Origin of the sequence: Stappia taiwanensis, assembly GCF_014635285.1 — a bacterium.
Taxonomy (GTDB): domain Bacteria; phylum Pseudomonadota; class Alphaproteobacteria; order Rhizobiales; family Stappiaceae; genus Stappia; species Stappia taiwanensis.
In genome coordinates, this window is sequence record NZ_BMCR01000001.1 from 442287 (window position 1) to 455343 (window position 13057).

Genomic DNA, 13057 nt, shown 5'->3' on the forward strand with positions numbered 1-13057 from the left:
TTGCGCCGGAACGGCTCCCTTGAGGAAAAAGCCCGGCGGAAAACTGCTTTTTGAGGGACATCTGCGCGGCTTCACCCGCGAATCCGATGTGCTGGAGTGTTTTGTTTTGCATGCGTGGGGGGCGCAATGAGCACGGACTCGAAACCGGAAACCTACAGCGCCTCGGAGCTCGATGATCTTGTCGCCTCGGTCGATACCGGCGGGCGCAATCCGAGCAACCGGCAGGTCGCTCTTCTGATCGCCGGCGTGGCGCTGGCCTGGTCCATCTTTCAGATCTGGATCGCCTCGCCGCTGCCCTACACCTTGGGCATCGGCGTCTTCTCCAGCCGTGAGGCGCGGCCGATCCATCTGGGGTTCGCCCTGTTTCTTGCCTATCTGGTGTTTCCCGCGTTCCGTGGGTCGCCGCGCCGCACCGTGCCCTGGGCCGATTGGCTGCTGGCGATTGGCGCCACCGCCAGCGCGCTTTATCTGTTCGTCTTCGACACGGCCCTGATCAAGGCGCTGACTGGCACCCAGCTCGCCGACCGGCCGAACAACCCGAACGGGCTTGACGTGGTCGTCGCCGTCGCCGGCATCTTGTTCCTGCTGGAAGCGACCCGCCGCTCGCTCGGTCCCCCGTTGATGGTGGTGGCCATCGTCTTCCTCGGCTACACCTTCCTCGGCCCCTACGCTCCAGGCATCCTCGCCTGGAAGGGTGCCAGCTTCAACGCGGTCGCCTATCACCAGTGGTTGTCGACGGAAGGGGTGTTCGGCATTGCCCTCGGCGTGTCGACCGATCTTGTGTTCCTGTTCGTGCTGTTCGGCGCCCTGCTCGACAAGGCCGGTGCGGGCAACTACTTCATCAAGGTGGCCTTTTCGCTGATGGGCCATTTCAGCGGTGGCCCAGCCAAGGCAGCCGTCGTCGCCTCCGGCATGACCGGGCTGATCTCCGGCTCCTCCATCGCCAATGTGGTCACCACCGGCACTTTCACCATCCCGATGATGCGCCGGGTCGGTTTCTCGCGGGAGAAGGCGGGGGCGGTCGAGGTCGCGTCCTCGGTCAATGGCCAGATCATGCCGCCGGTCATGGGCGCCGCCGCCTTCCTGATGGTGGAATACATCGGCATTTCCTATTTCGAGGTGGTCAAGCACGCCTTCCTGCCGGCGGTCATCTCGTACATCGCCCTGGTCTACATCGTGCACCTTGAGGCGATGCGGCAGGGCATGGAAGGTTTGCCGCGCTCCGGCACGGTCAAGCCGGTGAAATGGGCGCTGCTTTCCTTCGGCGTCACCATGGCCGTTCTGCTGGCGGTCGCCAGCGGCATCTACTATCTCTTCCTCGCCTTCCAGGCGCTCGGCAGCACCGGCGGTCAGTTGCTGGCCGTGTTGATCGTGCTCGCGGTGGTGTTTCTCATCAGTCGGTTGATCCGGTCGCTGACCAGCGCGGACACCCGCATGAAGACCATGTCGACTGGTGCGATGGTCATCGGGCTGACGGTTGTTTGCGCCTTTGGCCTGTTCCTGTTCATGGACCTGCTGCAGGCCGCCGCCGGCAACGCGACCATCTGGGCGGTCGCCGCGCTGATCGGCCTCGTCTACCTGGCGATCGTGCGCTACTGCGCCAGCTTCCCCGATCTGGAAATGGACGACCCGAACGAACCGGTGGTGCACCTGCCCGAACCCGGCCCGACCGTGAAATCCGGCCTGCATTTCCTGCTGCCGGTCGGTGTTCTCATCTGGTGCCTGATGGTTGAGCGGCTGTCGCCCTCGCTGTCGGCCTTCTGGGCGACGGCGCTGATGATCTTCATTCTGCTGACCCAGCGGCCGTTGTTCGCCCTGTTCCGCGGGGAGGACAAGACCGGCACGGTGCAACAGGGCTGGTCGGAACTGATCGACGGCATGATCATGGGCGCGCGCAACATGATCGGCATCGGCATTGCCACCGCTGCCGCCGGCATTATTGTCGGCGCAGTGTCGCAGACCGGTGTCGGCTCGGTGCTGGCCGCGCTGGTGGAGTTCCTCAGCCAGGGGCAGATCCTGCTCATTCTGATCCTGACAGCGGTGCTCAGCCTGATCCTCGGCATGGGGCTGCCGACAACGGCGAACTACATCGTCGTCTCGTCGCTGCTCGCACCGGTCATTGTCGCCCTGGGCCAGCAGAACGGGCTGATCGTGCCGCTGGTGGCGGTGCATCTCTTCGTCTTCTATTTTGGCATCATGGCGGATGTGACGCCGCCGGTGGGACTTGCCTCATTCGCCGCTGCGGCGGTGTCCGGAGGCGATCCGATCCGTACCGGGTTCGTTGCCTTCTTCTACTCGCTGCGCACCGCGTTGCTGCCGTTCCTGTTCATCTTCAACACGGATCTGCTGCTGATCGATGTGACGCTGGTGGAAGGCGCGATTGTCTTCGTGGTGGCGACCGCGGCGATCCTGGTGTTCACAGCCGGCGCGCAAGGATTCTTCATTGTCCGCTCCCGCCGTTGGGAATCGGCGGCGCTGATTCTGATCGCCTTCACCCTGTTTCGTCCCGGTTTCTGGATGGACATGATCTCGCCGCCCTACCAGCAGGTCGATCCGGTCGCCATTACCCAGGTGATCGGTGAGGCCAAGCCCGGGTCCGAGCTGCGGGCCACCGTCGATGGGCTCGACGAGGTCGGCGATCCGGTGACGCTCACCATGATGATCCCGGTGGGTGACGAGCCCACGGGTGAGGAGCGGCTGGAGGCCTTCGGTCTTGCGGTGCTGGAGCAGGACGGCAAGCTGATCGTTGACAATGCGCTGTATGATTCCAAGGCGCAGGCCGCTGGTTTCGACTTCGACCAGACGATTGCTACACTGGAAACGCCAATCGATCAGCCCATGCGCGAGTTGCTCTACATTCCGGCGCTGCTGCTGCTTGCCGGTATCTACGCCCTGCAGCGCCGCCGCCGGACGGCGGCGGGGGCTGCGGCGCAAAAGTCCGTGGCGGGAGGAACCCCATGAGCAACTTCTTCAAGCACGTCATGGCCTGTGTCGATCTCGGCGATCTGCCGACCTCCCGCCAGGTGATCACGGCGGCGATGGAAACGGTCACCGAAGGGGACACGCTGCATGTGTTCACCGTGGTGCCGGATTTCGGCCGCAGCATCGTCGGCTCATTCTTTCCCGACAATTTCGAGGAAGAGGCGATCGAGAAAGCCCGCCGGGCCCTGCATGCCTTCATGGACACCCAGGTCCCCAAGGGGACGCGGGTGCAGGCGGTGATCGGCCATGGCAACATCTACGAGGAGATCATCGCCGCCGCCGAGAAGGTGTCGGCGGATCTCATCGTCATCGGGTCGCACCGGCCGGAACTGAAGGACTATCTGCTTGGACCCAATGCGGCGCGGGTGGTGCGCCACGCAACAACCTCGGTGCTGGTCGTCCGCTCCTGAGGGGCGCATGAAAGCGCCGGCAGGCACCGGTCAGAGGGGCCTGAGGCCCCCTGCCTAGCCGTCGCCGGATGATCGGACATAACCGCCGATGAGGCCCGCGAGACTGCCTTCCAGCAGCCAGGCGAGGCCGAGGCGGCTGCCCGCCACGATCGACAGGAGCACCACCGGCGCGGAAACCGACAGGGTGGAAAACGCCGAGATGCCCTGGCCGATGGTGCAGCCGAAGGCCATCACCCCGCCGGTTCCCATCAGGAAGGCGCCGACCATGTGCCGGCGCAATTCGCGCACGTCGTCGCAAGCCTCCCAGCGGAACTCGCGCTTGAAGAGGGCGCCGGCCAAGGCACCGGCGACGACGCCGAAGACCGAGCCGATGCCAAAGCTGATGGTCGCACCGCTGAAGGTCATCAGATAGACCAGCGCGTCGCCGAGCGGCCGCACGAAACTGAAACTTTCCAGCCGCTGCGGCGCGAAGGGATCGCTGCCGACGAGACCGGTGGCAAGCCATCCTCCGGTGACCGCGAGACCGACGGCAACGCCGCTGATCACAAGGCGCGGCTCGCCGCGGAAGGCGGCGTCCCGCAAGGCCCAGATCGCCAGGGCAACCGCGATGAGAAGACCAAGGGCGGGGCCGGTGTCCCGGCCGATGACAGTGTCGACCACCGCATCAAACCCCATGCCATTGCTGAACTCGAAGGACAGAACCCAAGGGGCGATCAGGCTCTGGCGCGCGAGCCCGGTGACCCCGCGCATGGCCATGTAGGCGCAGACGGCCATCACGAGGAAGGTCACGACCGCGCGCAGGTCGCCGCCGCCGATTCGGGCCAGCGTGCCGTAGCCGCAGGTGCCCACGAGGGCCATGCCGACCCCGAACATCAAGCCGCCGACAATCGCACCCAGCCACTGGAAGTCCGTGGCGAGATAGATCGATCGGGAGAGGTCGATGACGCCGAAAAACGCCAGGGTCTGGGTCAGTGCGAGGGCGACGGCAATCGCCAGCGCCCAGCTGCGCAGCCGGCGCAAGTCATTGCCGATAAAGGCATCCTCCAGCGCGCCCATGGTGCAGAAACGGCCGACCCGCGCGGCCAAGCCGAGGATGGCGCCGCCGGCGAAGCCGAAAAGCGCCACCAGTTGTGGCGTCGTGAACTCCATGACCGCGCCTCCCTCACGTTCGGTCATTGTTACGGCGGGACGGCGGTTTTTCCGCTTTCGTTGGAGCCGTTGGCTCCTTGTGTCCGTCGCCGCTCAGTCTCGGCAGAAGACGTCGTAGACGGCCTCGATGATCCGCCGGGCGTCGTCATTTGCCAGCCGGTAGTAGACGGTTTTTCCTTCCCGGCGGGTGATCACCAGTTTGTCCATCCTGAGTCGCGCAAGCTGCTGCGAGACCGTCGGCTGGCGCAGCGACAGCAGCGCCTCAAGCTCGGTGACAGATTTCTCTCCCTCCGCCAGGATACACAGAATCAGAAGGCGGCTTTCATGGGCGAGCGCCTTCAGAAAGTCGCTCGCAATTTTGGCACGGTCGATGATTTTCTCAAGATCCGAGGAGCACTCGAGATCTTCTACGCGCGGAAGAGACAAAACCCGGTCCTTTTTTCGTAAATTTTGGAACTGAAATTGTCGCAGGAAGCACAAGTTTCAGTCCAAGGGTGGCCAGCCTCTAACATATAGGGCGGGGCGCCAACAGCGACTTGGCTTTCGTCAAGCCGCCCGCCTCAACCTGCGGGAGCCGGGCGCCCGTCCACCGGCGCCGCAAGCCCCGAGACGGCGCTGCGAAGTTTCACGACCATCTGCGCCAGCAGGCCCCAGAAAAAATCCTCGCCCGGATATCCCCGGATGCGCCCGTATTCCTTGCCCTCATGCACCAGGGCAAAGCTCGGCGTGAACCGCTCGCCGCGCATCCACGAAAGATCCTCCGGCATGGGCTTGTGAATATCGACCCGGCGCAGTGGCGCCAGCGCGCCTTCCTCCGTCTTGGGATAGATCGGTGCGATCTGTTCGTCCCAGATTTCGCACCAATGACACCCGGCCTGTTCGAACATCACCAGCTCCGCCGCCCGCGCGGACGGTGCGGCCAGCCCCAGAACGAGACCGAAAGCGAGGGACAGCGCCGCGGCGTGGCACTTCATCCAACTGGAGATCTCTGGCAAAACGGTCATCAAGGGCTCGCGGAATGGTGAGAAGACAGACAGCTACAGGTTGCCTATACCGGAATAGCTTGATCATATGCAAGAAATGGAATGCGTAAATGGTGCAAACGGTCACATTGCCGTGTGGTCCGCAACATGAAAGGGTGCGCGGAAGTGAGATTGCGGTCCGTTGCCGCGATCGGCCATCAGGCGCGCAGGCATTGACGCACCCGCGCGAGGCAAGCAACAGGCGAAAAGCCAGGAGTTGAACGAACACATGTTTCAGGATGTCACGATCTATGGCGCCTTCCTGGCGGGTCTTCTGTCTTTTGTCTCCCCTTGCGTCCTTCCCCTGGTTCCGCCTTATCTCGGCTTTCTCGCCGGCGTGTCGCTGGATGAGTTGACTGGTGAGGGGGAGGAGAAGGCCGACAGCCGGCGGGTGTTCTTCGCCTCGCTCGCCTTTGTTCTGGGCTTTTCCACCGTGTTCGTCGCCCTTGGCGCCAGCGCCTCTTTCATCGGCCAGGTCGTCACCGAGCATCTTCAGGTGCTGAGCTATGTGGCCGGTGCGGCGATCATCGTCATGGGTCTTCACTTCCTCGGCGTGTTCCGGATCGGGCTTTTGTACCGGGAGGCGCGGGTGCAGGTGGAGCGCAAGCCCGCCGGGCTGATCGGCGCCTATGTCATCGGCCTTGCCTTCGCCTTTGGCTGGACGCCGTGTGTTGGTCCGATCCTGGCCGCGATCCTGTTCGTTGCCGGGTCTGAAGAGTCCGTGTCGCAGGGCGCCTTCCTGCTCTCCGCCTATGCGCTGGGGATCGGCGTGCCGTTTCTCACCGCCGGCCTGTTCGCCGGACCGTTCATGCGGTTCATGTCGCGCTTCCGCAAGCACATGGTGACGGTGGAGCGGCTGATGGGCCTGTTCCTGATCATCACCGGTATTGCCTTCATGACCGGCCAGATGGCAGCGCTCTCGTTCTGGTTGCTGGAGACCTTCCCAGCCTTCGCCGTGATCGGCTGAGGCGAGCCGCCCGCTTTCCCTTCCCGAGCGGGCGCACGCGCTGGCGGCGGATCGGTCCGAAAGACGTATCCTAAAATATGAATATGTGAATTGAACGCTGGCGAGGGAGCTGTTACGCTTCTGCCGGTGCTGCGGAATCGTGGCCGCGTGACAAAAGAACCACGTGAAAAAATAAAGGCCGGGACAGCCGGCAGAGGGAAGGAACATTGCCCATGAATGCCATTCTCCGGAGCTCGATTGCCGGCTACGCGCTTCTCCTCGGGGCCGCGACGGCATCGGCCGAGGGACTCGTCGCCTATGAAATCGTGGATGGTGCCATTCCGGCGTCCCTGACCGGAAAACCGGGGGATCCGGAGGCTGGGCGCGCCGCGCTGGTCAATCGCAAGCTCGGCAATTGCCTCGCCTGCCACACGGCCACGGACCTTGGCGACGAGCCGTTTCACGGTGAAGTGGGGCCCTCGCTCGATGGGGTCGCCGACCGCTGGGACGAGGCGTCCCTGCGCATGCTCGTGGTCAACGCGAAGATGATCTACGAGGGCACGGTGATGCCCGCCTTTCATCGCGAAGCCGGCTTGAACCGGGTGATGGACTCCTTTGCCGGAAAGCCGATCCTGACCGCTCAGCAGGTCGAGGATGTGGTCGCCTATCTGAAAACGCTGAAGGAATGAGGCCTGCGAAGAGGCCCGCTCAATACGACAACTTAAAGAGGAAACGAACATGAACATCACACGACGCCAGGCGCTTGCTCTGGGCGCCGGGGCCGCCGTCGTCACCATGACCGCATTGCCGCGGCTCTCGCTCGCCGACACCGACGCGGTCAAGGCAGCGATCGACGCCGTGGCCGGCGGCGCCACGCCGGAGGTTGCCAATGTGACGCTGACCGCGCCGGAAATCGCCGAGAATGGCAACACCGTGCCGATCACCGTGGCCATCGACAGCCCAATGACCGACGACGATTACGTGACCGACGTGACGATCCTGGCCGCCGGCAACCCGGCGCCGGGCGTTGCGACCTTCCACTTCACGCCGATGTCGGGCAGCGCCGAGGCCACCACCCGTATGCGCCTGGCCAAGACCCAGGACGTGATCGCGGTCGCCAAGACCTCGACCGGCAAGGTCTACATGGATCGCAAGACGGTGAAGGTCACCATCGGCGGCTGCGGCGGCTAAGCGCTGCCTGCCCCACGAGTGATCCCCGACACGTCTCTTTTATTCAGGAGTGCCCGATGGCCAAATCCAAGCCCCGCGTCAAGGTGCCCAAGAGCGCCGACAAGGACGAAGTAATCACGATCAAGACCCTGATTTCGCACAAGATGGAATCCGGCCAGCGCAAGGACAAGGAAGGCAACCCGATCCCGCGCCAGATCATCAACAAGTTCACTTGCGAGTTCAACGGCAAGCCGGTGTTCTCCTGCGATCTGGAGCCGGCGATCTCCGCCAATCCGTATCTGGAGTTCAGCGCCAGGGTGCCGGAGAGCGGCGTCTTCACCTTCACCTGGGTGGATGACGACGGCTCCGTCTATTCCAAGGAATCCAAGATCAAGGTGAACTGATCCGATGGACCGGCGGCCGCCCGGTCGCCGGTTCCGCATTGCCTGAACCAGCCTCTTTACGAAAACGAGAACAAGACGAACCGCAGCGGTTCGCGCAGGAGGGAAAGCCACATGAGGAAACTCCCGGGTCTGCTTGCCGGCGGAGTTGTCGCGGCGGCGATGACCGCCGCGGGCGGAGCAAGTGCCGACGAGACCAATTTGCCCAGCATCGACGGTGTCACCCTGCAAACGCGGGCGGAGGCACCGGAAGGGCACCCGCTGACGGAAATCATCTCCGGTTTCGAATTCCGGACCAAGGAAACCCAGGCGCTGGAGCTCGATGACTTCAACAACCCCGGCTTTCTGATGGTCGAGCTGGGCGAGGAGGCCTGGTCGACGGTCGAGGGCACCGCCGGCAAGTCCTGCGAATCCTGCCATGGTGATGCCTCCGAGAGCATGCGGGGCGTGCGCGCCGCCATGCCGAAGTGGAATGAGGCCGCCGGTCGTCCCTTCACGCTGGAAAACCAGATCAACGCCTGCCGTACCGAGCAGATGGGCGCCGACGCGTGGAAGTGGGAGTCCGATGCCATGCTCGGCATGACCGCCTACATCGGCCTGCAGTCGCGCGGCATGCCGGTCAAGGTGGACATGGAAAGCGGCGAGATGCGCACGTGGTGGGAGAAGGGCAAGGAGCTCTACTACACCCGCTTCGGCCAGCTCGACATGGCCTGCGCCAACTGCCACGAGAGCAACTACGGCAACTACATCCGCGCGGACCTTCTGAGCCAGGGTCAGTCGAACGGGTTCCCGACCTATCGGTTGAAGTGGCAGAAGATGGGCTCGCTGCACCGGCGCTTCAAGGGGTGCATGGACAACATCCGGGCCAAGGCGTTCAAGCGCGGCTCCGATGAGTTTGTCGCGCTGGAAGCCTATCTTGCCTGGCGCGGGCAGGGGCTTTCGGTGGAGACACCTGCGGTCCGCAACTGACGCCAGCGCCCCGCCGCCCCCGGACCCGACGCAAGAACGCTGCCGGGTCCGGCGAAAGAGGGCGGAAGGGGCGTCCGGACTGCCCAGGCCTCCGCCCGCACACGGGTGGGGCTGGGGGCGCCGGGCACATCCAGAACAGAAACTGCGTGGCGGCCGCAAGGCGCGCGACGGCACCCTATTGCCTGCCGCAAGGCGGCGGAACGAGGATGGAACGGGCACATGATTTCTCGGCGTGAATTCCTGATGGCGGCGGTCGCGACGGCCGCAATGACCAGCGGCACCGGTTTCGGCGGGCTTGGCCGGCTCGCCGCGCAGCAAGCGCTGCGCGAGGAGGACCTTCTCGCCTTCCGGCCGCTTGGCAATGTCACGCTGGTGCATCTGACCGACATTCACGCCCAGCTCATGCCGGTCTATTTCCGCGAGCCTTCGGTCAATCTCGGGGTCGGCGCGGTGAAGGGGCTACCGCCCCATGTGACCGGCGCCGATTTCCTCAAGATGTACAATCTGGAGCCGGGCTCGCCGGAAGCCTATGCGCTGACCTCCGTCGACTTTGAGGGGCTGTCGCGCGCCTATGGCCGCATGGGCGGCATCGACCGCATCGCCACGGTGCTGAAGTCGATCCGGGCGGACCGCGACGCCAACACCCTGTTCCTTGATGGCGGCGACACCTGGCAGGGCAGCTACACCTCGCTGAAGACCGGCGGCAACGACATGATCGCGGCGATGAACGCCCTGAAGCCGGACGCCATGACCGGCCACTGGGAGTTTACCTATGGTTCCGACCGGGTGTCGGAAATCGTCGAAAGCCTGCCGTTCTCCTTCCTGGGCGGCAATATTCGCGACACCGAATGGGACGAGCCGGTGTTCGAGCCCTACAAGATCTTCGAACGCGGCGGCGTGCGCATCGGCGTGATCGGTCAGGCCTTCCCCTATACCCCGGTGGCCAATCCGCGCTGGATGTTCCCCACCTGGTCCTTCGGCATTCGCGAGGAGGAGGTGCAGGCCAATGTCGACGCGGTCCGGGCCAAGGGCGCCGACGTGGTCGTGCTGTTGTCGCACAACGGCTTCGATGTCGACCGCAAGCTGGCCGAGCGGGTCAAGGGCATCGACGTGGTGCTGACCGGTCATACCCATGACGCGCTGCCCGAGCCGGTCAAGGTCGGCAAGACGCTGCTGATCGCCACCGGCTCGAACGGCAAGTTCCTGTCGCGGCTCGATCTCGATGTGCGGGACGGCGAGGTCAAGGACTTCCGCTATCGCCTGATCCCGATCTTCTCCGACGTGATCACCCCCGATGCGGAGATGACCAAGCTGGTGACCGAGCTGCGGGCGCCCTATGCCGATGAACTTTCCCGCGAATTGGCAACCACGGACTCCCTGCTGTACCGGCGCGGCAACTTCAACGGCACCTTCGACGATCTGATCTGCGAGGCGCTGATCGACAAGCGCGATGCGGAAATCGCCATGTCGCCGGGCTTCCGCTGGGGGACGAGCGTGCCCGCCGGCCAGCCGATCACGGTGGAGGACCTGCACAACGCCACCTCGATGACCTACCCGGAGGCCTACCGCTCGGAGATGTCCGGCGCGCTGATCAAGGAGATCCTGGAGGACGTCGGCGACAACCTGTTCAACACCGACCCCTATTACCAGCAGGGCGGCGACATGGTGCGCGTCGGCGGTATGGCCTACACCATCGACCCCTCGGCCACCATCGGCAACCGCATCTCCAACATGACGCTTCTGAAGGACGGGTCGCCGATCGACCCGGCGCGCAACTATGTCGTCGCCGGTTGGGCCAGCGTCAATGAGGGAACCGAAGGCCCCGCGATCTGGGATGTGGTCGAGGAGCACCTGAAGGATCGCAAGTCGGTGACACTGGAGCCGAACCGCGCGGTCAAGGTGGTGGGCGCCTGATCGGGCGCGCCTGCCGCCTGCGGCGGCTCTCATGACTTCACGTATCTGAATGTAGGAATTTGAAGGTTTGAACCCGGAGTAACAGAATGTCGAGATCTTCGAAGTCTCACGACGGGCCCGCCAACCCATCGCGGCGCGGCCTCCTGAAGGCTGGAATTGCCGGCGCCGGTCTCGTGGCTGGCGCGGGGCTGGCCCGGGCCGCGGGCGGGGACCCCGCCAACCTGCCGCCCAATGTGGCCGACTGGAGCCGCTATCTGGGGCCGGGCGTCGATGCGGCGCCCTATGGCATGCCGTCGGAGCATGAGGCGCAGGTGGTGCGCCGCAGCGTGGAATGGCTGACCGCTTCGCGGGAAAGCTCGATCAACTTCACGCCGCTGCATGAGCTGGATGGCATCATCACGCCGAACGGCCTGTGCTTCGAGCGCCACCATGGCGGTGTCGCCGAGATGAACCCGACCGATTACCGGCTGATGATCAACGGTCTCGTCGACAAGCCGCTGATCTTCACGCTGGAGGATCTGAAGCGCTTTCCGCGCGTCAACCGGCTGTACTTCCTGGAATGCGCGGCCAACTCCGGCATGGAGTGGCGCGGCGCCCAGCTCAACGGCTGCCAGTTCACCCACGGCATGGTCCATTGCGTGATGTATACCGGCGTGCCGCTGAAGTACCTGCTGGAAGAGGCCGGGCTGAAGACCAATGCCAAGTGGATCATGCCCGAGGGGGGCGATGCCGCCGGCATGAACCGTTCCGTACCGATCGAAAAGGCCCTCGACGACTGCATCGTCGCCTTCAAGATGAACGGCGAGGCGCTGCGTCCGGAGCAGGGCTACCCCGCCCGTCTGGTGGTGCCGGGTTGGGAAGGCAACATGTGGGTGAAGTGGCTGCGCCGCATTGAGGTCGGGGACATGCCCTGGCACGCCCGCGAGGAAACCTCGAAATACACCGACCTTCTGGAAGGCGGCAAGGCCCGCCGCTTCACCTGGGTGATGGACGCCAAGTCGGTGATCACCAGCCCCAGCCCGCAGGCGCCGATCCTGCATGCGAAGGGCGCGACCGTGCTGACCGGGCTTGCCTGGTCCGGCAATGGCCGCATCACCCGGGTCGATGTCACCCTCGACGGCGGCAAGAACTGGCATGAGGCGCGGATTGACGGGCCGAGCCTGCCGAAGGCGCTGCACCGGTTCTATTTCGAGTTCGACTGGGATGGTTCAGAACTCTTGCTGCAATCGCGGGCCCATGACGAAACCGGATACGTGCAGCCGACCAAGGACGCCTTGCGCGCGGTTCGCGGCACCAATTCCATCTACCACAACAACGGGATCCAGACCTGGTACGTGAAGGCCGACGGGGGAGTGGAAAATGTCGAGATTTCTTAAGGTTGCGGCCCTGTCGGTCGGCGCGGCGCTGGCGCTGTCGCAGCCGCTCCAGGCCGGCTCCCTCGGTCTTGGAACGCCGGCCACGCCGGAGGAAATCGCCGGTTGGGACATCGACGTGCGCCCGGACGGTGCCGGCCTGCCGGAGGGGCGCGGCACGGTGGCGGAAGGCGAGGCGATCTTTTCCGAGCAATGCGCCGTCTGCCATGGCGATTTCGGTGAGGGCGCCGGGCGCTGGCCGGTGTTGGCCGGTGGTCAGGACACCCTGACCAGCGAAGCGCCGGTCAAGACCATCGGCTCCTACTGGCCGTATCTGTCGACCGTCTACGACTACATCCACCGGGCCATGCCCTATGGCAACGCCCAGAGCCTTTCCGCCGACGAGACCTACGCGGTGGTCGCTTATCTGCTCTATCTGAACGACATCGTCGACGATGAGGAATTCGAACTGTCGAAGGAGAATTTCGCCTCCATCCGCCTGCCGAATGAAGACGGCTTCATCGACGATGGCCGCCCGGATACGCCGCTGGCGAGCGAAGCCCCCCCTTGCATGAGCGAATGCAAGGCCGAGGTGAAGATCACCAAGCGGGCGCGCATCATCGACGTGACGCCGGAGGACGACGGCGAAGTCAGCGGCATGGCCGTCGACTGATCGCGGCGAACGTATTGCCTTGAGATGAAGGGCCCGGCCGCACAGGTGGTCGGGCCTTTTTCATGGGCG

General features: G+C 64.4%; 13 protein-coding genes. 10 read left to right on the forward strand and 3 right to left on the reverse strand.

Features of this window, described 5'->3' with window-relative positions; translation table 11 throughout:
* The first annotated feature begins 126 nt into the window (after positions 1 to 126).
* A complete protein-coding gene (locus tag IEV83_RS02000; protein WP_181761407.1) occupies positions 127 to 2961 on the forward strand; it encodes a TRAP transporter permease in 2835 nt (944 codons plus the stop codon).
* Positions 2958 to 3392, forward strand: a complete 435-nt coding sequence (locus IEV83_RS02005; RefSeq protein ID WP_209002933.1) for a universal stress protein — start codon at positions 2958 to 2960, stop codon at positions 3390 to 3392. Before IEV83_RS02000 ends, IEV83_RS02005 begins: the two co-directional genes overlap by 4 nt.
* 54 nt (positions 3393 to 3446) lie before the next feature.
* Here IEV83_RS02005 and IEV83_RS02010 read toward each other — a convergent pair whose 3' ends face one another.
* From IEV83_RS02010 to IEV83_RS02020, 3 genes are all read right to left on the reverse strand, one after another.
* A complete protein-coding gene (locus tag IEV83_RS02010) occupies positions 3447 to 4541 on the reverse strand; it encodes a YeeE/YedE family protein (protein ID WP_181761406.1) in 1095 nt (364 codons plus the stop codon).
* Positions 4542 to 4634: 93 nt separating this feature from the next.
* Positions 4635 to 4967 carry an ArsR/SmtB family transcription factor gene (locus IEV83_RS02015; RefSeq protein WP_181761423.1) on the reverse strand — a complete coding sequence of 111 codons (333 nt, stop codon included), beginning with the start codon at positions 4965 to 4967 and terminating at the stop codon, positions 4635 to 4637.
* A 134-nt stretch (positions 4968 to 5101) separates the two neighbouring features.
* Entirely contained in the window at positions 5102 to 5545 is a 444-nt protein-coding gene (locus IEV83_RS02020; RefSeq protein ID WP_308683719.1) for a transcriptional regulator, read from the reverse strand.
* Positions 5546 to 5792: 247 nt separating this feature from the next.
* Here IEV83_RS02020 and IEV83_RS02025 point away from each other — a divergent pair, with 247 nt between their 5' ends.
* The 8 genes from IEV83_RS02025 (at position 5793) to IEV83_RS02060 (ending at position 12988) form a co-directional block, all read left to right on the forward strand.
* Positions 5793 to 6530: a cytochrome c biogenesis CcdA family protein gene (locus IEV83_RS02025; RefSeq protein ID WP_181761405.1), complete on the forward strand. Its 738-nt coding sequence runs from the start codon at positions 5793 to 5795 to the stop codon at positions 6528 to 6530.
* A gap of 212 nt (positions 6531 to 6742) precedes the next feature.
* Entirely contained in the window at positions 6743 to 7198 is a 456-nt protein-coding gene (soxX, locus tag IEV83_RS02030; RefSeq protein ID WP_181761404.1) for a sulfur oxidation c-type cytochrome SoxX, read from the forward strand.
* Positions 7199 to 7247: 49 nt separating this feature from the next.
* Positions 7248 to 7700, forward strand: a complete 453-nt coding sequence (gene soxY, locus IEV83_RS02035; protein WP_181761403.1) for a thiosulfate oxidation carrier protein SoxY — start codon at positions 7248 to 7250, stop codon at positions 7698 to 7700.
* Between the two features lie 56 nt (positions 7701 to 7756).
* The gene (soxZ, locus tag IEV83_RS02040; RefSeq protein WP_181761402.1) at positions 7757 to 8083 is read left to right on the forward strand and encodes a thiosulfate oxidation carrier complex protein SoxZ; all 327 of its coding nucleotides are present in this window, start codon (positions 7757 to 7759) and stop codon (positions 8081 to 8083) included.
* Between the two features lie 111 nt (positions 8084 to 8194).
* On the forward strand, positions 8195 to 9049 hold the full coding sequence (gene soxA / locus IEV83_RS02045; RefSeq protein WP_181761401.1) for a sulfur oxidation c-type cytochrome SoxA: 855 nt from the start codon (positions 8195 to 8197) through the stop codon (positions 9047 to 9049).
* A 219-nt stretch (positions 9050 to 9268) separates the two neighbouring features.
* Entirely contained in the window at positions 9269 to 10963 is a 1695-nt protein-coding gene (gene soxB / locus IEV83_RS02050) for a thiosulfohydrolase SoxB (protein WP_181761400.1), read from the forward strand.
* A gap of 86 nt (positions 10964 to 11049) precedes the next feature.
* On the forward strand, positions 11050 to 12339 hold the full coding sequence (soxC, locus tag IEV83_RS02055; protein WP_181761399.1) for a sulfite dehydrogenase: 1290 nt from the start codon (positions 11050 to 11052) through the stop codon (positions 12337 to 12339).
* Positions 12323 to 12988 (forward strand): c-type cytochrome, encoded by a 666-nt coding sequence (locus IEV83_RS02060; RefSeq protein WP_181761398.1) that lies wholly within the window; start codon positions 12323 to 12325, stop codon positions 12986 to 12988. The genes soxC and IEV83_RS02060 overlap by 17 nt, the downstream gene beginning before the upstream one ends.
* Positions 12989 to 13057 lie beyond the last annotated feature (69 nt).

Bases quoted from the DNA above. Each gene is read 5' to 3' on its own strand.
- IEV83_RS02000 (WP_181761407.1), top strand. From the start codon at position 127: ATGAGCACGGACTCGAAACCGGAAACCTACAGCGCCTCGGAGCTCGAT.
- IEV83_RS02005 (WP_209002933.1), top strand. From the start codon at position 2,958: ATGAGCAACTTCTTCAAGCACGTCATGGCCTGTGTCGATCTCGGCGAT.
- IEV83_RS02010 (WP_181761406.1), bottom strand. From the start codon at position 4,541: ATGGAGTTCACGACGCCACAACTGGTGGCGCTTTTCGGCTTCGCCGGC.
- IEV83_RS02020 (WP_308683719.1), bottom strand. From the start codon at position 5,545: ATGACCGTTTTGCCAGAGATCTCCAGTTGGATGAAGTGCCACGCCGCG.
- IEV83_RS02025 (WP_181761405.1), top strand. From the start codon at position 5,793: ATGTTTCAGGATGTCACGATCTATGGCGCCTTCCTGGCGGGTCTTCTG.
- soxX (WP_181761404.1), top strand. From the start codon at position 6,743: ATGAATGCCATTCTCCGGAGCTCGATTGCCGGCTACGCGCTTCTCCTC.
- soxY (WP_181761403.1), top strand. From the start codon at position 7,248: ATGAACATCACACGACGCCAGGCGCTTGCTCTGGGCGCCGGGGCCGCC.
- soxZ (WP_181761402.1), top strand. From the start codon at position 7,757: ATGGCCAAATCCAAGCCCCGCGTCAAGGTGCCCAAGAGCGCCGACAAG.
- soxA (WP_181761401.1), top strand. From the start codon at position 8,195: ATGAGGAAACTCCCGGGTCTGCTTGCCGGCGGAGTTGTCGCGGCGGCG.
- soxB (WP_181761400.1), top strand. From the start codon at position 9,269: ATGATTTCTCGGCGTGAATTCCTGATGGCGGCGGTCGCGACGGCCGCA.
- soxC (WP_181761399.1), top strand. From the start codon at position 11,050: ATGTCGAGATCTTCGAAGTCTCACGACGGGCCCGCCAACCCATCGCGG.
- IEV83_RS02060 (WP_181761398.1), top strand. From the start codon at position 12,323: ATGTCGAGATTTCTTAAGGTTGCGGCCCTGTCGGTCGGCGCGGCGCTG.